General features: G+C 42.4%; 19 protein-coding genes and 1 riboswitch. Of the genes, 1 reads left to right on the top strand and 18 read right to left on the bottom strand.

Annotated features, from left to right (window positions below):
* The first annotated feature begins 86 nt into the window (after nucleotides 1-86).
* Nucleotides 87-2,009 (top strand): ABC-F family ATP-binding cassette domain-containing protein, encoded by a 1,923-nt coding sequence (locus OCV47_RS01075; protein WP_262653145.1) that lies wholly within the window; start codon nucleotides 87-89, stop codon nucleotides 2,007-2,009.
* 81 nt (nucleotides 2,010-2,090) lie between these two features.
* Here the strand turns inward: OCV47_RS01075 and OCV47_RS01080 are convergent, their stop codons facing one another.
* From OCV47_RS01080 to OCV47_RS01165, 18 genes are all read right to left on the bottom strand, one after another.
* Nucleotides 2,091-3,299, bottom strand: a complete 1,209-nt coding sequence (locus tag OCV47_RS01080) for an NADP-dependent isocitrate dehydrogenase (RefSeq protein WP_262653147.1) — start codon at nucleotides 3,297-3,299, stop codon at nucleotides 2,091-2,093.
* Nucleotides 3,300-3,320: 21 nt separating this feature from the next.
* Nucleotides 3,321-3,965, bottom strand: a complete 645-nt coding sequence (locus OCV47_RS01085) for a GntR family transcriptional regulator (protein WP_117448743.1) — start codon at nucleotides 3,963-3,965, stop codon at nucleotides 3,321-3,323.
* A gap of 12 nt (nucleotides 3,966-3,977) precedes the next feature.
* The gene (locus tag OCV47_RS01090) at nucleotides 3,978-5,369 is read right to left on the bottom strand and encodes a beta/alpha barrel domain-containing protein (RefSeq protein ID WP_262653149.1); all 1,392 of its coding nucleotides are present in this window, start codon (nucleotides 5,367-5,369) and stop codon (nucleotides 3,978-3,980) included.
* Between the two features lie 150 nt (nucleotides 5,370-5,519).
* A complete protein-coding gene (gene adhE, locus OCV47_RS01095; protein ID WP_262653150.1) occupies nucleotides 5,520-8,126 on the bottom strand; it encodes a bifunctional acetaldehyde-CoA/alcohol dehydrogenase in 2,607 nt (868 codons plus the stop codon).
* Nucleotides 8,127-8,508: 382 nt separating this feature from the next.
* Nucleotides 8,509-8,693, bottom strand: a riboswitch (cobalamin riboswitch).
* Between the two features lie 87 nt (nucleotides 8,694-8,780).
* On the bottom strand, nucleotides 8,781-9,587 hold the full coding sequence (locus OCV47_RS01100; RefSeq protein WP_262653151.1) for a hypothetical protein: 807 nt from the start codon (nucleotides 9,585-9,587) through the stop codon (nucleotides 8,781-8,783).
* Nucleotides 9,588-9,691: 104 nt separating this feature from the next.
* Nucleotides 9,692-10,543, bottom strand: a complete 852-nt coding sequence (locus tag OCV47_RS01105) for a bifunctional 5,10-methylenetetrahydrofolate dehydrogenase/5,10-methenyltetrahydrofolate cyclohydrolase (protein ID WP_117448740.1) — start codon at nucleotides 10,541-10,543, stop codon at nucleotides 9,692-9,694.
* Between the two features lie 23 nt (nucleotides 10,544-10,566).
* Nucleotides 10,567-11,196 (bottom strand): cyclodeaminase/cyclohydrolase family protein, encoded by a 630-nt coding sequence (locus tag OCV47_RS01110; protein ID WP_256296411.1) that lies wholly within the window; start codon nucleotides 11,194-11,196, stop codon nucleotides 10,567-10,569.
* A gap of 14 nt (nucleotides 11,197-11,210) precedes the next feature.
* A complete protein-coding gene (locus OCV47_RS01115) occupies nucleotides 11,211-11,852 on the bottom strand; it encodes a DUF3786 domain-containing protein (RefSeq protein ID WP_262653153.1) in 642 nt (213 codons plus the stop codon).
* 127 nt (nucleotides 11,853-11,979) lie between these two features.
* A complete protein-coding gene (gene acsV, locus OCV47_RS01120; protein WP_262653154.1) occupies nucleotides 11,980-13,902 on the bottom strand; it encodes a corrinoid activation/regeneration protein AcsV in 1,923 nt (640 codons plus the stop codon).
* A 3-nt stretch (nucleotides 13,903-13,905) separates the two neighbouring features.
* Complete coding sequence (acsE, locus tag OCV47_RS01125; RefSeq protein ID WP_262653156.1) at nucleotides 13,906-14,691, bottom strand: carbon monoxide dehydrogenase/acetyl-CoA synthase methytransferase subunit; 786 nt, start codon at nucleotides 14,689-14,691, stop codon at nucleotides 13,906-13,908.
* Between the two features lie 69 nt (nucleotides 14,692-14,760).
* Nucleotides 14,761-16,119 (bottom strand): acetyl-CoA decarbonylase/synthase complex subunit gamma, encoded by a 1,359-nt coding sequence (acsC, locus tag OCV47_RS01130; RefSeq protein ID WP_262653158.1) that lies wholly within the window; start codon nucleotides 16,117-16,119, stop codon nucleotides 14,761-14,763.
* A gap of 26 nt (nucleotides 16,120-16,145) precedes the next feature.
* The gene (gene acsD / locus OCV47_RS01135; RefSeq protein ID WP_262653159.1) at nucleotides 16,146-17,087 is read right to left on the bottom strand and encodes an acetyl-CoA decarbonylase/synthase complex subunit delta; all 942 of its coding nucleotides are present in this window, start codon (nucleotides 17,085-17,087) and stop codon (nucleotides 16,146-16,148) included.
* Nucleotides 17,088-17,322: 235 nt separating this feature from the next.
* Nucleotides 17,323-19,464, bottom strand: a complete 2,142-nt coding sequence (gene acsB / locus OCV47_RS01140) for an acetyl-CoA decarbonylase/synthase complex subunit alpha/beta (protein ID WP_262653160.1) — start codon at nucleotides 19,462-19,464, stop codon at nucleotides 17,323-17,325.
* A gap of 17 nt (nucleotides 19,465-19,481) precedes the next feature.
* The gene (locus tag OCV47_RS01145; protein ID WP_256296426.1) at nucleotides 19,482-20,255 is read right to left on the bottom strand and encodes an ATP-binding protein; all 774 of its coding nucleotides are present in this window, start codon (nucleotides 20,253-20,255) and stop codon (nucleotides 19,482-19,484) included.
* A 95-nt stretch (nucleotides 20,256-20,350) separates the two neighbouring features.
* On the bottom strand, nucleotides 20,351-22,243 hold the full coding sequence (gene cooS / locus OCV47_RS01150) for an anaerobic carbon-monoxide dehydrogenase catalytic subunit (RefSeq protein ID WP_262653163.1): 1,893 nt from the start codon (nucleotides 22,241-22,243) through the stop codon (nucleotides 20,351-20,353).
* Nucleotides 22,244-22,274: 31 nt separating this feature from the next.
* The gene (locus tag OCV47_RS01155; RefSeq protein ID WP_256296430.1) at nucleotides 22,275-23,045 is read right to left on the bottom strand and encodes an ATP-binding protein; all 771 of its coding nucleotides are present in this window, start codon (nucleotides 23,043-23,045) and stop codon (nucleotides 22,275-22,277) included.
* 104 nt (nucleotides 23,046-23,149) lie between these two features.
* Nucleotides 23,150-23,335 carry a CooT family nickel-binding protein gene (locus tag OCV47_RS01160; protein ID WP_117448729.1) on the bottom strand — a complete coding sequence of 62 codons (186 nt, stop codon included), beginning with the start codon at nucleotides 23,333-23,335 and terminating at the stop codon, nucleotides 23,150-23,152.
* Nucleotides 23,336-23,352: 17 nt separating this feature from the next.
* Nucleotides 23,353-23,808, bottom strand: coding sequence for a DUF8180 domain-containing protein (locus tag OCV47_RS01165; protein ID WP_262653165.1), 456 nt, complete (start codon nucleotides 23,806-23,808; stop codon nucleotides 23,353-23,355).
* Between the last annotated feature and the right edge of the window lie 294 nt (nucleotides 23,809-24,102).

The following is a 24,102-nucleotide window of genomic DNA, read 5'->3' on the forward strand; positions in this document are numbered from 1 at the left end:
TTCTGCAAAAAAGCTAGAGTAAATTCAAGGAATATGATAAACTGTAGCAGGTAAATAAATGACAGAATAATGATAGGATGTGAATTATGATACTTTCATGTAACCATATAGACAAAGCCTTTGGCACAAAACAGATTTTAAAAGACGTTTCTTTCCATGTGGAGGAACGGGAAAAAACCGCAATCGTCGGCATCAACGGAGCCGGCAAATCCACTCTGCTGAAGATCATTATGAACCAGCTTCCTGCCGACAGTGGTGAGGTTACTCTTTCCAGAGGTGCTTCGATCGGATACCTTGCACAGCATGAGGCGGTATCCGGGGAACATACCATCTACGAAGAGCTTCTGGAAGTAAAAAAAGAGATTATCGAAATGGAAGAAAAGATTCGTTCCCTGGAACTGGATATGAAGCATCAGCAGGGCGAAGAACTGACTGCTACCCTGGATCTTTACCACCGTCTGAGTACCGAATTTGAAAACCGCAACGGATATGCCTACAAAAGCGAACTGATCGGTGTATTAAAGGGTCTTGGATTTGAAGAAAGTGAATTTGACAAATCTGTAGCAACCCTTTCCGGCGGGCAAAAGACCCGTGTAGCACTTGGTAAGCTGCTGCTCTCCAAACCGGATATTATTCTGCTGGATGAGCCAACCAACCATCTGGATATGAATTCCATTGCCTGGCTGGAGACATACCTTCTCAACTATCAGGGCGCCGTGATTATTGTAGCGCATGACCGGTATTTCCTGAATAAAGTAGTCACTAAGGTAGTGGAACTGGATAACGGACATGCTACCGTTTTTCTCGGAAACTATTCAGATTATGCAACGAAAAAAGCGATGCTGCGGAATGCACAACTGAAAGCATGGATGAATCAGCAGCAGGAAATCAAACACCAGGAACAGGTGATCGCCAGGCTAAAATCCTTTAACCGGGAAAAAAGTATCAAACGGGCAGAAAGCCGGGAAAAAATGCTGGACAAAATCGATCGTCTGGAAAAACCGACAGAATTAAATTCTGAGATTCATCTTCAGCTCCATCCAAGGGTGGAAAGCGGGGAAGACGTTCTGAAAGTAGAACATCTTTCAAAAGCCTTTGACAGCCAGCAGCTGTTCTCTGACTTGAATTTTTCTGTTAAACGTGGCGAAAAAGTTGCGATTATCGGGAATAACGGAACCGGAAAAACTACGATCCTGAAGATTATCAATTCCGTCATTAAGGCAGATGCCGGATCTTTTACCCTGGGAAGTAAGGTGCACATTGGCTATTACGATCAGGAACATCATGTACTTCATATGGAGAAGACCCTGTTTGAAGAAATTGCTGACGATTATCCAACTTTGACCAATACCGAGATCCGAAACACACTGGCCGCATTTCTCTTTACCGGAGATGATGTCTTTAAACAGATCAAAGACTTAAGCGGTGGTGAACGGGGGCGTGTTTCCCTGGCAAAACTGATGCTGTCAGAGGCCAACTTCCTGATTCTGGATGAGCCGACCAACCACCTGGATATTGTCTCCAAAGAGATTCTGGAACATGCACTGAATCAATACACAGGAACTGTACTATATGTCTCCCATGACCGTTATTTTATCAATCAGACCGCCAGCAGAATTCTGGATCTGACTGGGAATACATTGGTAAACTATATTGGTAACTATGACTACTATCTGGAGAAACGAGAGGAACTGACCAGGATCTATGCCCCGGAGACTTCTGTCTCCTCTGTTGAGCAAAGTACTGCTGCCGCTATTGCCTCCAGCGGAAAAGATGAATGGCAGAAACGAAAAGAAGAACAGGCACGTGAACGCAAACGCCAGAATGATCTGAAAAAAACAGAAGATCAGATTCAGAAGCTGGAAGCCAGAAATCAGGAAATTGATGACCAGATGTGTCTGGAATCTGTTTATACAGATGTGGCCAAATGTATGGAGCTGAATAAAGAGAAAACAGAAAATGCCAACAAACTGGAAACATTATATGAAGTCTGGGAATCCCTTATGTAAAAATCAATAACGCCAAAAAGAAACGCAGCGATGAGAAAGAGCATTCTTTTCCCGTCACTGCGTTTTTAATCTATTTTTCCATTAGTTATTTTGGGTCAGTGTCTCACGAATAGCCAGAATAAAATCTTTGCTGTTCAGCACAGTTGGATGTTCCAGGGTGGTAATCAAAGCAAGATCTTTGGTCATCTTTCCACTTTCAATCGTATCCAGGGTCGCTTTTTCCAGTCTATCTGCAAATGCCATTAGTTCCGGAATCTGATCCAGTTCTCCTCGTTTTCTTAAAGCACCGCTCCATGCAAAAATCGTTGCAACTGAATTGGTCGAGGTCTCCTCTCCCTTCAGATACTTATAATAATGTCTCTGTACCGTTCCATGCGCCGCCTCATATTCATAGTTTCCTTCCGGTGAAACTAATACAGATGTCATCATAGCCAGAGAGCCAAATGCAGAGGAAATCATATCACTCATCACATCTCCGTCATAGTTCTTGCATGCCCAGATATAACCGCCTTCAGATTTCATGACCCGTGCTACCGCATCATCTATCAGTGTATAGAAGTAAGTAATGCCGGCTGCCCTGAACTTCTCTTCATACTCTTTTTCGTAGATCTCCTGCATAATGTCTTTAAAAGTATGATCATATTTTTTTGAAATCGTATCTTTCGTTGCAAACCACAGATCCTGTCTGGTATCCAGAGCATAAGCAAAACAGCTTCTTGCATAGCTTTCAATGGATTTATTCAGATTATGCATACCCTGGATAACACCCGCTCCCTTGAATTCATGAATCGTCTCTTTCATAACGGTTCCATCTTCTCCGGTAAACATCAGCTCTGCTTTTCCCGGTCCAGGGACCTTCATCTCTACTGCTTTATAGACATCCCCATAAGCATGTCGTGCAATCGTGATTGGCTTTTTCCAGGTACGGACATTTGGCTCAATCCCTTTTACGATGATCGGTGTACGGAAAACCGTACCATCCAGAATTGCACGAATCGTTCCATTTGGGCTCTTCCACATTTCTTTCAAATGATATTCCTTCATGCGGGCAGCATTCGGTGTGATGGTGGCACACTTCACAGCTACTCCATATTTTCTGGTAGCCTCCGCGCTGTCTGTAGTCACCTGATCATTGGTCGCGTCTCTGTTTTCAAGTCCCAGATCATAATACTCTGTCTTCAGATCAATAAACGGAAGCAGAAGCTCCTCTTTGATCATGGACCAGAGAATTCTGGTCATCTCATCTCCATCCATTTCTACCAGAGGCGTTTTCATTGCTATTTTATCCATGTTCTATTCCTCCACTTTCTGTCAGGATTCATGTTCCAGCCTTATGTTCGCAATGGCGTTCAGGATATGTCTGGTCGCCAGCTCATCTGCTCTTTTGGCATCCCTATCCTTAATGGCCAGCAGGATCTCTTCATGTTCCTGTGTTGATTTTTTGGCCCGTTCCTGACGCTTCAGAGATCGAAGCCGGGCTTTCTGCACATACTGATGGTAATCTTTCAACTGATGCTCCAGCATTTTACTTCCACAGGATTCAAACAACACTTCATGAAACTGACTGTCCATCTTCAGTAAATGTTCCATATCCTTTTTTTCTTCATAAAATTTGGAAAGTAAAATAATCTCATCTAATTTATCCAGTTGCTCATGGGTAATGGAAGAAACTGCCATTTCCGCGCAGAGACCTTCCAGACGTGCACGGATACGAAAAATATCTTCCACATCTTTATAAGTGATGCCCTTTACGTAGGCTCCTCGATTCGGATAAATCTCCACCAGCCCTTCCTGTTCCAGCTGTCTGAGAGCCTCTCTGACAGGGGTCCGGCTGACCCCCAGTTTTTTAGCCAGGGCAATCTCCCGCAGTTCTGCTCCATTTTCAAATTCACCGGCAAGAATACTGTTTTTCAGTTGCTGAAACACTTTTCCGCCTAAAGAATAATGCTCTTCCATGTTCCTCTCCCGCTAAATAAGGTCATAATTTAATTTGGAACAGCAGTCAGCGATCACATCCGTCAGTTCATCATCGGTAATGACTGTCACACGTCCTTCGTCATATTCGTGATCTACCCATGTTTTTACCATCTTAACCAGTTCACATTCCTTATCCAGCTTCTTTTCTTCAGGCAGTTTATAATAGGTATTAATCCAGTGGGCAATACCCGCAAGACCAGAAGTGTTAGATACAGAAACCAGAACCGGTCTGTTCAGGAATTTTTCTGTATCAAAAATATTGTAGATTTCTTCATTTTTCAAAAGACCATCTGCGTGAATACCTGCACGGGTTACATTAAAGTTCTTTCCAACAAATGGTGTTCTGGACGGAACAGTATAACCGATCTCTTTTTCATAATATTCCTTTAATTCTGTAATAACAGTCGTATCCATACCATCCAGAGTTCCTCTCAGCTGTGCATATTCAAATACCATTGCTTCCAGAGGAGTATTGCCGGTACGTTCCCCTATACCGAACAGAGAACAGTTGACACCAGATGCACCATACAGCCACGCCGTCGTAGAATTGCTGACAGCTTTATAAAAATCATTGTGTCCATGCCATTCAATCATTTCACTGGGTACACCTGCATGCGTCATAATACCATAGATGATACCTTGTACGGAACGTGGAATCACAGCACCCGGATAATTTACTCCATATCCCATGGTATCACAGCAGCGAACTTTTACCGGAATCTTATATTCTTCCGACAGCTTCATCAGTTCCAGACAAAATGGAATAACATAACCGTAAATATCTGCTCTTGTAATATCCTCCAGATGGCATCTTGGACTGATTCCCATATCCAGACAGTCTCTTACAATGCTCAGATAATGGAACATAGCCTGAAAACGAGTCATCTTCATCTTATAAAAAATATGATAATCGGAACAGCTGACCAGAATACCGGTTTCTTTCAAGCCCATATCCTTTACAAGCTGAAAATCCTTTTTATTGGCACGAATCCAGCTGGTAACTTCCGGAAACTGATATCGTTTCTCCAGACATTTTTCAACAGCATCCCTGTCTTTTTTGCTGTACAGGAAAAATTCGCAGGCACGGATCTTACCATTTGGACCACCCAGCTTATGAAAATAATCATAGATCCTTACGATCTGTTCTGTCGTATAAGGCTCTCTGGACTGCTGTCCATCACGGAATGTGGTATCCGTAATCCAGATATCATCTGGCATGTGATGAGGTACAACTCGGTCATTAAATGCGATCTTTGGTACTTCATCGTAAGGAAAAAGGTTACGGAATACGTTCGGTGACTGTACGTCAACCAGTGGATACATATGTTCTTCCAATTCCAGTAAATTGGTCTTTTCATTCATTTTGACTTTTCTGTTTTCCATGATTGATTACTCCTCATTTTGTTTTTCCTAATTTTTGTATAATTGTATACAATTATACAAAAATTGTCAAGAACAAAACAAACGATTTCCAAAAATAAAAATCAGAGCTGCTTTCACAGCCCTGATTCAATTTGATCAGATTGGTTCTGATTATTTTCCATAATAGGATTTCAGATACAGTTCTTTGATTTCAGAAATCAGTGGATATCTTGGGTTGGCGCCGGTACACTGGTCATTAAAGGCCTGCTCGGACATCTCATCCAGAGTATCCAGGAACTTCTTTTCATCTATGTTATACTCTTTGATCGTTGGTTTGATCTCGATGGTACGCATCAGTTCATCCAGTTTTGCCAGAAGTTTTTCAAATACTTCCTGATCATTTTTACCGGTCAGTCCTACATATCTTCCGATTTCTGCATAACGCTGAAGGGCATGTGGATACTGATACTGTGGGAAAGTACCCATCTTTGTCGGCACCTCAGCACTGTTATAACGCATTACGTTTAACAATACCAGTGCATTTGCAATTCCGTGAGGAAGATGATGGAACGCTCCCAGCTTATGTGCCAGAGAATGATTCAGACCCAGGAATGCATTGGCGAAAGCCATACCTGCCATACAGGAAGCATTTGCCATATGGTCTCTCGCTTCTACATCATTACCGTCTTTATAAGCTCTCGGCAGATAATCAAATACCAGCTTGATGGCACGAAGCGCAAGACTGTCCGTATAATCAGATGCCATAATGGAAACATAGGCTTCAATAGCATGAGTCATAACATCAATACCGGATGCACAGGTCAGACCCTTTGGTGCACTCATCATGTTGTCAGTATCTACAATGGACATATTCGGCATTAATTCATAATCAGCCAGCGGCCATTTGATTCCAGTCTCACGGTCGGTAATGATCGCAAATGGTGTCACTTCAGATCCGGTACCGGATGAAGTAGGGATTGCGATAAAATAGGCTTTCTTTCCCATCTTAGGATAAGTGTAAACTCTCTTACGGATATCCATGAAATCCATGGACATTTCTGAGAAATCTGCATCTGGATTTTCATATAATACCCACATGATTTTTCCGGCATCCATAGCAGATCCGCCGCCCATTGCAATAATACAGTCTGGTTCAAAGGCTCTCATTGCTGCCGCCCCTGCTCTTGCACTTGCCAGAGATGGATCTGGTTCTACATCAGAGAAACAGGTATGTACAATACCCATCTGATCCAGTTTGTCTTCTATCTTCTTTGTAAAGCCATTCTTATACAGGAAAGAGTCAGTAACAATAAAACATCTCTTCTTACCCATGACATTTTTCAGTTCATCCAGTGCAACAGGCGTACAGCCCTTCTTAAAATATACCTTTTCCGGAGTGCGCATCCAAAGCATGTTTTCTCTCCTTTCTGCAACGGTCTTAATATTGATCAGATGTTTGACACCAACGTTCTCAGAAACAGAGTTGCCACCCCAGCTTCCACATCCCAGTGTCAGAGACGGAGCCAGTCTGAAGTTATACAGATCTCCGATACCACCCTGTGAGGAAGGAGTATTGATCAGAATACGACAGGTCTTCATCATAGTTGCATGCTTTGCCATTTTTTCTTTTTCATTAACATTAATGTAAAGAGATGATGTATGGCCATAGCCGCCGTCTGCTACCAGCTGAGCAGCTTTTTCCAGTGCCTCATCAAATGTCTTAGCCTTGTACATAGCCAGAACCGGTGACAGCTTCTCATGAGCAAATGGTTCACTGATATCTACGGAATCCACTTCACCGATCAGGATCTTTGTCTCTTCCGGTACTTCTACTCCTGCCATCTTTGCAATGGTAGCTGCTTTCTGACCAACGATCTTGGCATTTAAAGCACCATTAATCAAGATCGTGGATCTTACCTTATCCAGTTCCTCTTTTTTCAGGAAATAGCAGCCACGGTACTTGAATTCTTCTTTTACTGCCTTGTATACACTTTCCAGAACTGTAACAGACTGTTCCGATGCACAGATCATACCATTATCAAATGTCTTGGAATGAATAATAGAGTTTACTGCCATCTTCACATCTGCTGTGTCATCAATAATCACAGGCGTATTACCAGGACCTACGCCCAGTGCAGGCTTTCCGGATGAATAAGCTGCCTTTACCATACCCGGGCCGCCGGTAGCCAGTATACAGTCTGCTTCCTGCATCACTTTATTGGTCAGCTCCAACGATGGAACATCAATGCATTTGATAATACCTTCCGGTGCACCGGCTGCTACTGCTGCATCCAAAACAATCTTTGCAGCTGCTGCGGTACAGTTCTTAGCCCGCGGATGTGGACTGATAATGATACCATTTCGTGTCTTCAGACAGATCAGCGTCTTAAAAATAGCGGTAGACGTAGGATTCGTGGTAGGTATCACTGCCGCAATCACTCCAAGAGGTTCCGCAATTTTGGTAATACCATAGACAGGATCTTCTTCAATTACACCACAGGTCTTTGTGTTCTTATAGGCATTGTAAATATATTCTGCCGCATAGTGGTTCTTGATTACCTTGTCTTCCAGTACACCCATACCCGTCTCTTCTACAGCCATTCTGGATAATGGAATACGTGCCTTATTGGCTGCTGTGGCAGCTGCCTTAAAAATGGCGTCCACCTGTTCCTGTGTGTAGGTAGAAAAAATCTTCTGTGCTTCGCGAAGTTCCTTCATCGCAAGTTCCAGATCCTCGAGAGTTTCAATGGTGTTCTTTTTGATTGTTTTGTCAGCCATCAGTTTCCTCCTTTAAAATATTCATTGTTAATTATTTAACTATAATAGATTCTACCTTATCGTCAAAAGATTGTCAATGTGCACTTTTTACATATATCTGGGAATAAAATCAAAAGAAATAGACAAATTGATAAAAAATAATCAAGAGTAAAAAAATCCCCGGCAGCTGCGGATCTGCCGGGGATTCATGCCGTTCTCTTGTCATGCGGATTAACAAGAATCTCCGGTATGAAGGAGGTATTTGTGTAATCTCCTACTTGAGATTCATCCATCAAATCAAACATTCTAATTTACCATTAGAAAAAAATGTGCCTGCTCACCCATGCAGTCACGTCTCACAAACGACTTCGTCGCTTGGTTGGATGCTTGCGCTGTATCTGGAGCACATCTCATTTATTAAGCAGGTTTCCTGACTTACAGATCATCGTATGATTCCGCCTTCTCACATCTTAGGGTTATGCAATGGCTGTTGGACCTACTCCCTGATTACAGTGACCAGTTCGCTTGGGATTCTCACCCAAATTCCCTTTTCATGATTACTCATGCACTTAATAAAGTAATATTCAATTACACACTGATAGTATAGTGCAATACTGCCAGTTTGTCAATTGAGTTATACAACTTTTTTAACAATTTTTATTGAAACCGTCGTTTTTATCTTTTTCGGAACAGATCTTTTAAGATCTGTTCAGCACTCTTCTTTCGATAATGATCTGGATCTGTCATCACAGATTTGCCGGATATATCCCACCGCATCTGATGATAGTCTGTCAGATAAGAAATACCCCTGCTGCAGTCACCAAACTTTTTATACCAGACAGGATAGTATTTTTTCATATATTTCCTTGCCAGTTTTACTGCCTGGCTGTTGGTCTTTCCAGACGGAGTTGTGGTGCCGCATAAGGTCACACCAGGTGGACTGGAATGAAGGAATACCACGCTCCCATCTTTACAGGATCCAACTACTATGTAAACATGACCGGCTGGAGTGCTCATAATATCTCCTGCTTTATAATTTTTTACTTTTGATCGTTTTGTAAAAGTTCCCCACCCACGGCTGGCATAATTGCGTGCCATATTCTGTGCATACAGCACATAACCTTTCTTTCCGTCAGTTTCTTCCAGCACATTATAAATACACCATCCAATATACCCGGAACAATCCAGGCCTTTGGATGACTGAAACAGATATTTACGATAATTATAACCTTTTTTCTGCTTTTTGTAGAACTTTTTCCAGGATGCACTTACTCCAAGACGTCTGGCTTCTTTGCTGGCACCATTTCTGCTCCATCCACCGCCCCATACATACATGGTACTTCCTACCGGCTGAAGCCCGGTCTGCAGCAGTTCTTTTATGGTTGTCTGTCTGCCTGCAGCCAACACAGAAGAAGAACTTATCATCAAAATACAGAAAAAGCACAGACAACACCATGTTAATCTCTTTTTGCTTTGTTTCATCGCTTCTCCCTTATTTTTCTCTTTCCAATTGATCTTCCAAAAAGGATAAAAGACAGTCAGGGGAATCCTGGCTGTCTTTTTTTCCGTCACTTATTCATAAAGGCTTATGCTAAAGTTCTCATAGCAGCTTCCACTACATGTCCTACCAGTACAGAAGTGGTAACACTTCCTACTCCTCCAGGAACAGGTGTAATGGCATCTACGATTGGCTCTACTGCAGCATAATCAACATCGCCACATAATTTACCTTCTGCATTGACATTGATTCCTACGTCGATGACAGTCTGTCCTTCTCTGACATATTCAGCGCCAACTACACCGGCACGTCCGGCTGCTACAATAATGATATCTGCTTCACGTGCTACGGATGGCATATCTACTGTCTTTGTATGACAGATCGTGACAGTGGCATTCTTCTTTACCAGCATCATAGCTGCCGGTTTTCCAACTACAAGGCTTCGTCCAATCACAACTGCTTTCTTACCGGTGCAGTCGATCTGATAGTGATCCAGAATCTCCATACAAGCCTGTGGTGTACAAGGAGGGAAACCAATCTTCTTTCCAGTAAATACTCCAGACATAGACAGATCTGTCATGCAGTCTACATCTTTCTCTGGTGCAAGTGCATTTTCGATCACTGCCTGATCCAGATGCTTTGGTAATGGACGGAATAACAGTACGCCATGAATATGAGCATCTTTATTTACTTTATCGATCGTTGCAAGCAGTTCTTCCTGTGTCACATCTTCTGGAAGAAGAATCTTTTCACATGCAACTCCCAGTGTTTCACAACGTTTGGTTGCACCTTTTTCATAGGAGATATCGCTTGGATTTTCTCCCACACGAATGATACAAAGAGTAGGATTTACTCCCTTTTCCTGGCATGCTGCCACATTTGCTTTAATTCTTTCGTTTAATGCTGCGGTAACCTCTTTACCTAATAACTGTTTTGCCATAATAGCTCCTTTCACAACTCTTATTATTTTAAACGACCTAATACACTGTCAAAAATCTGATCTGCTTTTGCAGTATAGTCTTCCAGCATCTTGTCACATTTTGCATTCAGCTGAGCTGCCAGTTCTTTATCTGCCATGGACTTGGTATTAATATATACGTTCAGGCTGGCACCTTTTAATGCTGCTTTTGCAAAAGCCACACCAACTCCTGCATCACTGATTGCAAGAGTAGATCCTTTTGCTGCAAACTCAGCAATGATATCAATGGCCTCACAGCATTTCTCCATGATCTCCATTGGAACGGAGCAGGCATCTTTTAATACAATAGCCATTACGCGTGCCTTCTCTGCCTTTTCCTCTTCTGTCTCCCTTGGCATACCATATGCTTTAGAAAGCGGCTCGAATACTTCCGCATCTCTTTCGATCAGACGAAGAAAGTCTTTCTGAAGCTGATCACATTTGCCTTTCAGTTCCCACATTTCTTCTTCTACTTCAGCATATTTTTTCTTACCAACGGTTAAGCTTCCAACCATATTTCCAAGGGCTGTTCCGATAGCTCCAACCAGGGCAGAAGCGCCGCCGCCACCTGGAACTGGTGCCTTTGATGCTAATACTTCCACAAATTCATTACATGGTACTGTAGAAAATCCCATAATTCATCCTCCATTTACTGCATTTTTTTTAATGTGGTAATACTTATATCTCCAACTACTGCCAGATCGTAGGTTTCAAATGACAGCGGGAAATTATCAGAAAATAAAATCTGAGATGACGGTGGAAATTCGTCATCACCTGCCCAGAGAATAAATCTTACAAAATGGCCATTGATAAACTCAACCTCATAAGATACATCTCCATATGACAGCTTCTTTGCGCCCAGACGATCCATAATCTCTGCGAACTTATCCAGCTTAAATCCAAAGCCGTATGCAAGACGCATCAGACATCTGCCCTGGAACTGTTGAAAATACAAGTCACCGCTCGGAAGTTCACGGTATGTCAGGAACTTACCTGTTGAGTCAGACTGTACCCCGTTCAACAGATAACGGATAGCAAATATCTTCGCATCTACCGCATCTTCCATAATTGCAAACACACCTTCTGTCTTATCCAGACAGGTTACCTTGCACTCTGGCCAGCTGATCTCATATGTTCTCTGCAGCATTCTCATGGTAAAGCACTTACGTTCTGCATCATAAGGAATACCAGTGCGAACAGCTGCTGCCTTCGGATCCAGCGCCTGAAACTGCTCCAGATACTGACCGAAAGGTACCTCTTCTATACTGTTCTTTGCGTAATCTAAATTCATCTTTTATCCTCATTCATATTTCTTCACTCTTCTTGTCTATTCTATCACAAAACCGATAGATAAAGCAACAGGATGTCAGACATTTATCTGACATCCTGTGAAAAAAATTACAAACTATTCATACAAATCATACAATGCTTGGAAACAGCGCAGAATCGGTGTGTGGCAGGAAACATGCACCCACAAATTCATCCATATAAGCATTAATATTACTCAGTTCAATATAAGTCATATTCTGCGCAATCTCGTATACTTTCTGTTCAGATTCTGTAGAATACAGCATTGCATAAGCTCCCACCAGAGAAGAATTACCAATATATTCGTATAATTCCAGTGGTACATCCGGGAACATTCCGATACGAATCGCATTTTGCATATTAATGCCACTTCCTATACCACCTGCTACGTACACATGCTCGATCATGGATACGTCAAAATCACAATAGGACAACATGGTACGAATAGCTGAGAAGATAGCACCCTTAGCACGAATGAAGCTGTCAATGTCTACTTCCGTGATCTCAACATCTTTGACAGAACCAGCTTCTTCCTGGAATGCAATCACATAAGAGCCCATACCATGTTCATCATGACGAACTCTCTTACCTTCTCGGATAAATTTACCCTTCGGACTGATAATTTTACAGCGGAACAGTTCTGCAATGATGTCAATGATACCAGAACCACAGATACCAACCGGCTTTGTGCCTGGATCGCCAACTACAGAATAGGCAGGCTCCATTGTCTCTTCATCAATCGTACAGGCTTCAATTGCTCCATCTGTTGCACGCATACCACAGCTGATATCTCCCCCTTCAAAGGCAGGTCCTGCTGAACATGCACAACTGAACATAAAGTCTGAATTGCCGAAAACAATCTCTCCATTTGTACCAAGGTCAATAAACAGGGAAAACTCTGGTTTATTCCATACCATGCTTACGAAAGCACCTGCTGTGATATCACCGCCTACATAACTGCCGATATTCGGTGCAAAAATAATATGTGCGTCCTGATTTACCTTGATTCCTATATTATAGGCAAAGACAGAATTTGTCTTAAAGAAAGAAGGTACAAATGGCTCCATACGTACCGGATCTGCAAAAACACCTAGCAACAGATGATTCATCGTAGTATTAGATGCGATACACAGACGATAAATCTGCTCATGATCCAGATGCGCCTGTCGACACATAGTGTCTACCAACGGATTAATAGTCTCATCTATTATCGCCTTCTGCAATTTCTCCCGTCCACCAGGCTTACCAGATTCAATAATACGGTTAATAACATCCGCACCATAACGGATCTGACCATTTCCAGCTGATCCTTTGGCAAGGATCTCTCCTGTCAGCATATCGATAATAATTGCAGAGACAGTCGTAGTACCTATATCTACAGCCATACCACCTACAATTACATTTTTTTCTTTTTCAAAAACGTCATACACAAACAGGTCCTTTTCAGTCTCACGCAATACAACCTGAATATCAAAATGACTTTCCCGCAATACAAAGGCAAGTTTATTCAAAGCTGTATAGGATATTCGAATAACATTTACTCCTGTTTCTGCACGAAGTGCACGGGTGAAACGCTCGTTATCCGGCATCGTATCATCCAGAGTCGGTTCACTCATTTTTAATGATACAATTTTCATATCATTCTTCAATGTAATACCGGCTTCTGCAACCTGTTTCTTTAAATCGTCAAATATCTTTATCTCGTCCGGTGAGCTTAAATCAGCCACTTTCATTCGGCTCTTATAAGCAGATGCGATATCCGGAACCATTATCTCTACATCTGCGCATATCTTACTACAGCAGGCCAACCTCCAACCGCCTGCATACTCTTCATCTGTAATATGATGAGTTTTCTTCGAATCCAGTTCGCCGCCAAGAAGACGCACTTTACATTTTCCGCAGGCCGCATTTCCATTACATGGGGCATCGATAGCTACGTTTGTTTTTCTCGCTACCTCAAGAAGGTTCTCACCAAGAGCAGCGAAGACGATCACGTCTTCGCTGTTCTCAAACTTAAATGTAACCTTATACATTTATTAGATCTCCAGATAAGAATCTGCATACAGAGTGTTTCCTCTGAATACATCACAGGATTTGATGGTTTCCATCAGTCTCAGATCGTTAGGGTTAACGATTGCAGATGTAAGACCCTGCATCATAGCCATAGCTACCAGAGCGGAGTCCATAATTGGGCGGATGGTCTTTGGCATACCATTACTGTTGTTAGACAGACCACCTGTTGAGTTCAGACCCATATCAGACAGCATCTTGATGAATTCAAGAATCTGCATCTGCTTGTCCTGCATTCCCTTTACAACCAGGAATAATGGGTCAAACCACAGATCTTCTGCTTCCATACCGTGTTCCATACCTCTTTCCAGAAGAGTCTGGCAGTATCCCATACGTTCATCGTTGTCTTTTGCAATACCTTCAGCGTTGCAGAGAGCGATAACGATAGCATCGTTTGCAGCTGCCAGGTCAACGTATTCGATACGGCTTCCTGCATCAGCAGAGTTAACGATAGGTTTTCCTTTGGAACGGTTGTATACAGAAATACCTGCTTCGATTGCTTTCTTATTTGCTGTATCCAGTGCCAGAGGAACATTGTCGAAATTGCTCTGAAGTAACTGAACTGCCCATTTCATCAGATCTTCTCCATCGCTTTCAGCAGGTCCGATGTTTACATCAAGATAAACTGCTCCAGCGTCCAGCTGCTGTTTTGCTCTCTTCAGGATTGGTTCTTCATCTCTTTCTGTGAAAGCTTTGTTTACTGCTGGTGCTGTAGTAGAAAGTCTTTCTCCGATTGTAATAAATTTTGCCATTTTTGTAGCCTCCTTATAGTTTTATTTTTATAACTATTTCATTGATTACTGCACAAATGTCAAATACTCTTAAGCTTCTCCGTTTGCCTGCATATCTTTCAGGAATTTAACCAGTTCTACTGCTTCTCTTGGAGCAATGATAACTTCCCATCCTGGCAGTTTTGCTTCGATTTCGCCCTTCAGAACTGCAACCTTACCTGGGATGATCAGCTTACGATTCTTAATCTTACCTTCGATATCAGCTTCTTTCCAGAATTTCTCGATAGAAGAAGAAGAAAGTTTTCCAGCTGCCCATGCAGTCAGTACAGAAAGTCCGCCTGCATCACTGATGATCAGGTTTACAGGTACTCCTGAACGTTCCAGTTCTCCGGATACCAGGAAGTATGTAAGAGCGAAGTCAACGGTTGTCAGACAGATAGAGTTCTCATCTGCACCGTTCAGAGCGTAGATACCTGGTTCTACACGCATTGGCTTCTGAGGGTCTGTGAAGATATTCTGACGCAGACCGTACAGAGGAAGTGCTTCAGCATAAGTAATTTCCTGCATAACAACGATAGAACCGTATTTGATTGTAAAGATAGCAGCCAGAGCAGCCTGCAGATGCAGATCATCTTTTGCTACTTTTACAAGATTTACGATAGATGGATAACCGCATGTTCTGTCACCATCTTTGATTGCAGCTTTACGAAGCTGTACAGTATTTGCAAATGTTTCTTTTACAGTAGCGCCTGTGGTATCAATCACCAGGTTCTTGTTTCCAAGTCCTTCCAGTGCTTTTACTGTGTCATAGATTTCATTCATATCAGCTCCGCTGACACCAAGAACAACTCCTGCTTCTGTAGCAACTGCGTTCATCTCAGCGTAGTTGGCTGGTGTAGCACCATTCAGAACTGGTTTGCTGTCTTTACATACAGCCAGAGCAGCTTTTGCTACTTCTACGTCTGTACATCCCAGTACCAGAGTTCTGCCAAGTGCAGCAGCTTTCTTTACAAGTTCTACATAATCATAAGAACCTTCTGCAGAGTAATTTACATAAATCAGTTCTGCATACATTCTCTCACCGATACGGTCATAATCAACCTTCGGAACTTCTGCAAGTTTTGCTTCAATGGTAGCTTCATCCATGCAGTTGCAAAGAGAATCTGCATATCTTGTTTTGTTAACGAATGTTTTTTCATGACGTTCCATAACGGTTTCTCCACCGAGAACCATTTCTTCTGCGCCAGTACCGATTTTGATGCTCTTCATTGGAGGTGCTGTAGCTTCAGATAACTGAGCCTTTGCATCTTCTGAGAAGTAAGGGCATGCGCTGATATCAGCAGCACCCTGAGCAACCTTCATACAGAAAGCCATACATGTCGGGCTTCCACATTCTTTACAATTTTTCTTTGGTGATAATTTAAAAATATCAAGACCTTTTAATGCCATTGTCTTTTATCCTCCTTAAACAGTGATTAAACTAATTCTTTGATCAGTTTGGAAACAGTTGCTACGGATACAGGATGTTTTAAGATTACGGCATCAGAACCACAAGCTAAATCTGCTGCTGCAGTTTCAACTTCCATATCGATACCACGTCTTTCCTGATCTCCCCATTCTGGTGTATCTGCTTCTGCCTGTGTTGCTTCTTTTGTAGACCATGTCTCAGATGCAACTGGAGTAATGATAGGCATCTGAAGCTGTGCATCGTTCTGAGACAGAGCTGCAGATTTAACACGCTGCATGGTGGATGCAACATATTCATATCCGTATCCGGCTGCTGCTGTACCTACATTCATAACAACAGATTCCGGTTTTACACCTAACTGACTTAATAATACGTTTAACTGTTTTGCGAGGTTAATATCAACAGAAGATTCAGCACCAACTACCTGATTGTAAGCAAGGCCTGCTGCTGCACCAACTGTTTTGTAGTTTTCTTCTTTTGCTGCCAGAATCAGAGCATTCTTTCCCTGAACAGCTTCAGCTGCTTTACCAAGAAGCTCAGCATCTCTTTCAGCATTTTTGCTTCCGGAGATAACCAGTGGAAGGTCTACTGCTTCCGCAACTTCTTTTACCATAGCGATCAGTTCGTCTGTGGATTTGTTAGCGCCGTTAGGGTCGCCACCTTCCAGACGGAAGCTTAAGAAATCAACACCTTCAAAAGAAGCTGCTTTCTTAGCGATATCTGCGATGGATGAACATCCTTCGTAATACTTCTGAATGCATTCCGGTTCATGTTCCATACCAAAGTCTGTAATCTCAATACCTACTTTTGGTGCATTTGCAAATGGAGCATCGAAGCTCTGTAATGGAAGTGCATTTTCGCCACCAAGTGTGATCGCTTTGTCACCTGTTCCAATTGTAACAGTTTTAATGCTGGCATTAAATTTTCCTGATTTTGCTGTGAACGGCATTTTTCAATTTCCTCCTTCAGTTTTCAACCGCCACAAACTGACCGCATATTGTTCTTATGCAGTCAGTTTGTGTCTATTTTAACAATAATTCTTCCTTATTATATACATATTTTCCCAGAAAATCAAGCATTTGTGCTACTTGCATTTCGATTTATGATTTTTGTATAAGAATCAAATGCAAGTAGCATCCTTTTCCGCAATATATGCCTGTTTTCCTTTGTGGAAAATATAGAAATTACATCATTGGTTCCATGGTAAGAGCCGGATGTCCCTTTTCTTCCAGGAATGCCAGTAATGTTTCAGGATCTTCTGCAACTGTTTCATCACCGATCATATCAGTGAAGTTTTCAATTCCATAAAGTTCCTTAGCTGTTTCATTTAATCTTTCAGCTACTGTTTCTTTCAGTTCTTTTGGCATCCATACGATTCTTGCCACACCGCCTTCTGCCTTCATGAACTTCTTAGAAGCGATGAAATGTTTACCATGTCCCATGAAACCAGGTGTCTGAACACCACCACCTGTCATAGAAGCCAGTTCGGAGAATGTCATACCGATTGGTGTCATACCAGCGTATTCACGGTTGGCAATACATACACCATTGGAAAGTGGTTCAATACCACAAATACATTCGAAGCATCCACAGGATGTCATAGGTTTTTCAATGATAGAGTACAGTGATACATCTTCCAGAGCGCCCTGGGAGAATTTACGAACTGCTTCATTAACATCTTCGTATTCACCGATTCTTTCGTCGATAACTTTTTCTTTTGTGATGATCTGGCATGGTCCCTGAGGATCCAGCTCGTTTGTTGCTTTTGCATCCAGCCATGAAACAGCACCGCAAAGTCCAAGACGTTCTGGTGTAACTACACATACGTGGCTTGGAGAGAATGCCTGGCACATGATACAGCTGTAGTATACATCAACGGATTCATCTGTCATAGATGTCAATCTTTCATCACGTTTATCGAATGCAGGGATTGCAAGGTTGTGACGCAGTTCTGTACATTTTTCAGCATCTGTGTATATCTTAACCTGACATTTATCAACTACTGCAGCAAATTCATTCTTAACCTTTGCGTAAAGAACTTCACCGATATGTTTTGCTCTGAAGCCTGCATTGAAAGTATCTTTGCTGATACGGATACGGATCATATCACGCTGTCCTGTATGCATAAGACCTTCTACACAGTTCAGATAAGAGTGGAATTTACGTTCGAATACAGATTCGAAGTCTGTCTGCATGCTCTTTCCTGCTACTTCTACTACATAACCGATAGAGTGCTTGCTTCCTACTTCAAATGTATCGATATCAGGTCCGATGACTTCGATCTTATGGTCTTCGATCTCAGATGCTTCTTTGGTCTGAACAAGTTCGAAACAGTCAACACGGGAACCATCGAATTCAACCTGCATATCACCACGACGGATGATTTCACCTTCAAATGCAGATGCGAATGCTACAGGAATGTCGATGTTTGTGATCTTGATCTTGATATCTCTTGCTTCCAGAGAAGTTGCATTGAATTTGCTGATATCTTCCTGAACGATCAGGCTCTTTGGTACACGGCCGTTTACAGCATCTACTGTAGGCTGGTCGTTTGTGATTACAGGGAAACCAAGAGCGATTGCGCCTGCACCACAAGCTACGATTACTTCATTCAGTGGAGCGAATGCATTTACGAATGCAGGTACACGTTCCATTGTGTACTTCATCAGTCCTGCAGCATCTCCTGGCTGAATGTTACCGAAGATCAGAGCTGCTCTGACTGCTACAGATACTACATGGATAACAGAAGTAACATCTTTTCCAAGAGGGATTACACGTACATTAGCGCCTGTTTTATATCCAAGTTCTTCACACTGATCAATGATTCCACCAACCAGAGTTACCAGAATACCCTGTGCCTGATAAGATTTTACAAGGTCAACACCTTCCTGAGCAGTTGGAGCTGCACCAAGAATAACTGCAACACCTGGGATATCTCCGGTTACAAGTGGTACACCAAGTTCACGGATTACAGCATCACCAAGATGTCCGTAGCAAGGAGCTTCGTATGGTGTTGCTCCATCCATATATTTCAGTGTTTCAATAAATTCTGCACAAAGAGCAGTAGCTACACCAGACATGAATACATCATTCAGTCTTTTTTCTCTTGTCATTAATGTCTTTACGACACCAAGAGCAGCTTTCATTTCTCCAAGATTTCCTACCTTTGTACCTGTTACAGCATAGTAGCATGGAAGGCTGTAAGCAGTATCAGGAAGTGCAACGGCCTTATCAGCACCGTTTGCAGCAATCGCATCATCGATTGCTTTCTCTGTCATTCCAAAGACAGCGTCATTTCCAGCAAATACAACATCAAATAATGTCATTATTTTATCCTCCTAAATCATTTTGTGGATCGTGCATCCATTTTTTCTTTGATCGCCCGTATTTCATCTACAGCCGTTTTGCTGAAATCATACGGGGAACTACCCTTTCGATCCGCATCAATCACTTCTTTGTTATAGTGAATAAATCCAAGCAAGTCTTCTTCTGGTATCTGACTTCTGATGAATTCTTCATCTTCTTCGTCCCTGACTTTGTTTGCGACTACATTGACCTGTTTTACACCCAGCTCATTAGCCAGACGTTTTACATTACGGTATGTCTGAATACTTCTTGCACCAGGCTCAATAACAACAACAAACTGATCCATTCCTTCGGTAGTACCACGTCCCAGATGCTCCAGGCCTGCTTCCATATCCAGAATGACTACATCATCGCTTCGCAATACGAGATGATTGATGATTCTTTTCAGGATCACATGTTCCGGGCAGACACATCCGCTGTTGGCGGTATCTACAGTTCCCAGAACCAGAAGCTTAACGCCATTACATGTTTTTGCATATTTATCCGGTATGTCACTCACCATCGGGTTCAGTTTATAAAATTTGTTGTCATCAGATGCTCCGGTACGTTCCTGTACCAGTTTACGCATTTTAGTAATGGGTACGATCTGATCGATTTCCTCCTGTGAAAAGCCAAGAGCCAGTCCAAGGTTCGCATCAGGATCGACATCTGCTGTCAGAACCTGTTTGCCTTCATCTGCATACAGTCGCGCAAGCGTTGCTGCAAATGTTGTTTTTCCGACTCCACCTTTACCAGTTACAGCTATTTTCATTGTAATTCATCCACCTTTATTTTCAGTCATTGTTTCGATCTTTATGGCAGAGCTCCGCTTTTGTCGCAGCGGAGACTCTGTTTATGATATAGAAATTAGATTCCAAGAGCAGCACGTTTCTCTTCGATTCTCTCGATCATAAGATCTCCCAGTTTATCCAGGTCTTTTTCAACTGTGTAAGCAGCTTCTACCCAGTCTCTTACGCCGTTAGTAAGCAGTTCGCACATCTGATCAGAACCAGATACATATGGATCTACTCCAAGGAATGTATCAAGACCTGTAGATACTACGTAGTTTCCGATAGATACTGCTTTTTCAGACATCCATTCAGGAGCACATCCAACTACAGGAAGCTGAGAAATATTCAATCCTGAATCTTTTGCCAGTTCTGCTGCAAGCATCAGCATACGGCTGATATCTACACAGGATCCCATATGAAGTACTGGAGGGATATCTGCCAGTTCACAGACTCTCTTCAGACCCGCACCGCAAAGATCTTTTGCAGCCTTGTCCATCAGACCGGCTTTTGCAGCAGCCTGTGCAGAACATCCGGAAGCAATGATTACGATATCATTTGCAATCATTTTCTTCATCAGTTCTACATGCAGGTAGTCAGGTCTGATCTTAGGATTGTTACATCCAACCATAGCAACTGCACCACGAATGACACCAGATGTAATACACTGAAGTAATGGTTTTGTTGTACCAGTTTCATCAACCTGTGAGTTGGTAACACCATCCAGAGTCTTAACGATTGCTTCTACAGAGTAGCCAACAGTTGCTTTCTGTTTGGTATCTGGGATGTAAACCAGGTCTGGATTTCTGTTTTCAAAGTTATCAATTGCCATCTTAACGATTGCTTTTGCATTTTCACCAGCTGTAGCAGCATCAAACCTGACAAAATCAGAATCCGGCATCTGGCAGATCGGAGATGTGGTCACAAACTTGGTATGGAAGCATTTGCTCAGAGGGCCTAATGCAGGGAAGATACACTGAACGTCTACAACGATCGCTTCACAGGCACCTGTCAGAACAACGTTTTCCTGCTGCAGGAAGTTACCAGCCATTGGAATACCACGACGCATTGCAACTTCATTAGATGTACAACATACACCAGATACGGTGATGCCTTTTGCACCTTTGGATTTTGCGTATGCAATCATTTCCGGATCATCTGCATATTCACAGATCAGTTCGGAAAGGCTTGGGTCATGTCCATGTACAACGATGTTTACGTTTTCAGCTACCATTACACCCAGGTTTGCTTCTGTTTCAATTGGAGTAGGTGTACCAAACAATACGTCAGAGAATTCAGTACCTGTCATAGATCCGCCCCATCCATCAGAAAGGCCTGTACGGAATGACTGACGTACCAGTGCTTCTGGTTTAGATGTGTTACCCATATGTGTCATATGCATTGCTGTAGCGATTTCACGGTCAACTGCGCGTGGCATAATTTCAGCTTTTTTCCAAAGTTCACGTGTATGTTCCGGAGCTCTGCTTGTAAAGTTCTGATATCCTTCAATTTTACCATATTCTCCCAAAGCAACATATGCTACTTCATGAGCCAGATCATAGATATCTTTTCCTTCTGTCTCAATATTCCATTCTTTTGCGATGCGGATCAGTTTCTCAGGATCTTTTACTTTGTATGGTCCTTCTGGTCTTGCCTGATACAGGGTATGTGCGATCTCACGTCCATGGTCAGAGTGAGCAGCACAACCACCTGCTGTAAATCTCAGGAAGTTACGTCCTACAATACCATGAGCATCGCAGCCGCAGATTCCGCGTGGAGCCTTTGGTGTAATACGACATGGTCCCATAGAACAGATACGGCAACATACGCCCTGTTCACCAAACTTACAGTGTGGAGTCTGGTTCTTTACTCTGAGCTGCCATGAGTCTGCGCCAACCTTTGCGCCAGTCTCGAGAAGTCGATTGGTAATCGCTTCGTTTTCTTCAATTGTGGTTAACTTAAAATCTCCCATATTTACCTCCTTATATTTTTTTGGTAGATTTTTAGAGCTTTAATTTATCTATGATATCGTGAAGAGCCAGCTTCACAGGTGAATCAGCCGGAAGCTCTACTGTTGGCTTTCCTTCACAATCATATTCGTATACTTCGGTGCTGTGAGGCACTACTCCGATCAGTTCCAGTCCCTGATTTCTTACTTCTTCCATAGTACCTTCATTGACCTTACCATCCGGAGCACGGTTAATAATCAGGCCTACTGTATCCGGATTTAATCCACATTCTTTGGCCAGTGCAGCGATTCTGCCTACTGCCTGTACTCCTCTTCTGGAACAGTCACTGATCAGAAGCAGAATATTGACTTTTGGAAGAATACCGCGGCTGATGTGTTCCATACCAGCTTCATTATCTACTACCACATATGGATAATTTGGTGTGAGCTTCTGAAGCTGTGTCTGCAATAATCCGTTTACGAAACAGTAGCAGCCCTTGCCCTGGGTTCTTCCCATAACCAGCATATCAAAATCATCATCTTCCACCAGGCAGCGGTTAAACATGATCTCCATATAATCGGACTTTGACATGCTTGCAGGAATCGGATTGTCCTTGCTTGTTTCTGCTCTTGCAACTTCTTCTCTGATCTCGCCCAGTGTCATATCTACATCTACACCAAGCACCTCATTTAAATTAGAATTTGCATCAGCATCCACTGCCAGCACAGGTCGTCGTCCTGTCTCGCATAAATACTGGATCAGCAGACCACATAATGTTGTCTTTCCAACCCCGCCTTTTCCTGCAACTGCTATTGTAACTGACATATTTGTTTCTCCTTAGATGTTCTGTATTTCGTATCCGTTCCGTCTTCTGTAACAGCGCATTCTGAACCGATACTATATTCTTGCTGTTTTGTAAAGATCAGGCATTAATTACATCTGATCTCTACTCTTCCACCTGTCAGATCTGCCATAGCGATCGTTCCTTCTACCACTTTCTGCTCGCCCATGACATCTGTCAAAGTGATCTGGTTACCATTTACCTCAATTTTGCTGACATATTCTAATACTATACTGTCAGGCTGATTGATATTTACTACTGTTGCCAGACACATATCATCGCCTCCTGATTTTATTCTTTTACCAGTGACAAAGCCAGGCTCAGATAAAGATTGCCCTTCTGGAACTCATCCACAGCTTTGCGGATCTGTTCTGCCGCATTCCCATGTCCGTCAGCAGCCAGCTTCTGTGCCATCTGATCCAGCTCTGCGGCATGATGAGTATTATGGTCCAACATGTACTGCAGAAGTGCTTCATTCTGATTCGCCGGTGTTGTCTGGTCTTCATGACTGTGGCTGTGGCAATGACCTTCCTGCCCGTGACAGTGGCTTTCCTGTCCATGACAATGGCCTTCACTGCCATGGCAGTGGGTACCCTCTTCTGTCTGCGTATGTTCATGATGATGATCATCTTCATGCCCATGTTCATGACTGTGTGCATGGCTGTGCTCATAGGTATGAGTGTGCATATGTTCATGTGCATGTGCATGTTCACAAATGTTGCCATTTTCATCTTTTACAATATGCATGGATGTTACGCCTCCCTCCTACTTTTGTTAAGAATTTGACAGGCATATATCTAAGCACCTATCCTTTTCATAGTATACCACACTGTTAAATAAATCTCAATAAATGAAATCCTTAATTTTCAAAAAAGCGCCAAAATAAAGGATTTATTGATTGTATTTTTTCAAGAACAAAACAGGCTTTCCACATATTTGACGAAAAATATTTCATTTTTGCTACAATTGATCCGTGCATTTTTCACATTTTTTTAGAACTATATTACAAAAAGGACAAGTTCTTTCTTTATTATAGAAAGT

The organism is Muricoprocola aceti (assembly GCF_025567005.1).
Classification (GTDB): domain Bacteria; phylum Bacillota; class Clostridia; order Lachnospirales; family Lachnospiraceae; genus Marvinbryantia; species Marvinbryantia aceti.

Bases quoted from the DNA above. Each gene is read 5' to 3' on its own strand.
- OCV47_RS01115 (WP_262653153.1), bottom strand. From the start codon at position 11,852: ATGAATTTAGATTACGCAAAGAACAGTATAGAAGAGGTACCTTTCGGT.
- OCV47_RS01145 (WP_256296426.1), bottom strand. From the start codon at position 20,255: ATGAAAATAGCTGTAACTGGTAAAGGTGGAGTCGGAAAAACAACATTT.
- OCV47_RS01165 (WP_262653165.1), bottom strand. From the start codon at position 23,808: ATGCATATTGTAAAAGATGAAAATGGCAACATTTGTGAACATGCACAT.
- adhE (WP_262653150.1), bottom strand. From the start codon at position 8,126: ATGGCTGACAAAACAATCAAAAAGAACACCATTGAAACTCTCGAGGAT.
- OCV47_RS01155 (WP_256296430.1), bottom strand. From the start codon at position 23,045: ATGTCAGTTACAATAGCAGTTGCAGGAAAAGGCGGGGTTGGAAAGACA.
- OCV47_RS01080 (WP_262653147.1), bottom strand. From the start codon at position 3,299: ATGGATAAAATAGCAATGAAAACGCCTCTGGTAGAAATGGATGGAGAT.
- acsD (WP_262653159.1), bottom strand. From the start codon at position 17,087: ATGCCGTTCACAGCAAAATCAGGAAAATTTAATGCCAGCATTAAAACT.
- OCV47_RS01105 (WP_117448740.1), bottom strand. From the start codon at position 10,543: ATGGCAAAACAGTTATTAGGTAAAGAGGTTACCGCAGCATTAAACGAA.
- acsB (WP_262653160.1), bottom strand. From the start codon at position 19,464: ATGACATTATTTGATGTTGTATTTGCTGGAAATGACGCTGTCTTTGGA.
- OCV47_RS01075 (WP_262653145.1), top strand. From the start codon at position 87: ATGATACTTTCATGTAACCATATAGACAAAGCCTTTGGCACAAAACAG.
- acsC (WP_262653158.1), bottom strand. From the start codon at position 16,119: ATGGCATTAAAAGGTCTTGATATTTTTAAATTATCACCAAAGAAAAAT.
- OCV47_RS01160 (WP_117448729.1), bottom strand. From the start codon at position 23,335: ATGTGTCTGGCAACAGTAGTAAATATCAATCAGCCTGACAGTATAGTA.
- OCV47_RS01100 (WP_262653151.1), bottom strand. From the start codon at position 9,587: ATGAAACAAAGCAAAAAGAGATTAACATGGTGTTGTCTGTGCTTTTTC.
- cooS (WP_262653163.1), bottom strand. From the start codon at position 22,243: ATGGGAGATTTTAAGTTAACCACAATTGAAGAAAACGAAGCGATTACC.
- OCV47_RS01085 (WP_117448743.1), bottom strand. From the start codon at position 3,965: ATGGAAGAGCATTATTCTTTAGGCGGAAAAGTGTTTCAGCAACTGAAA.
- OCV47_RS01090 (WP_262653149.1), bottom strand. From the start codon at position 5,369: ATGGAAAACAGAAAAGTCAAAATGAATGAAAAGACCAATTTACTGGAA.
- acsV (WP_262653154.1), bottom strand. From the start codon at position 13,902: ATGTATAAGGTTACATTTAAGTTTGAGAACAGCGAAGACGTGATCGTC.
- OCV47_RS01110 (WP_256296411.1), bottom strand. From the start codon at position 11,196: ATGGGATTTTCTACAGTACCATGTAATGAATTTGTGGAAGTATTAGCA.
- acsE (WP_262653156.1), bottom strand. From the start codon at position 14,691: ATGGCAAAATTTATTACAATCGGAGAAAGACTTTCTACTACAGCACCA.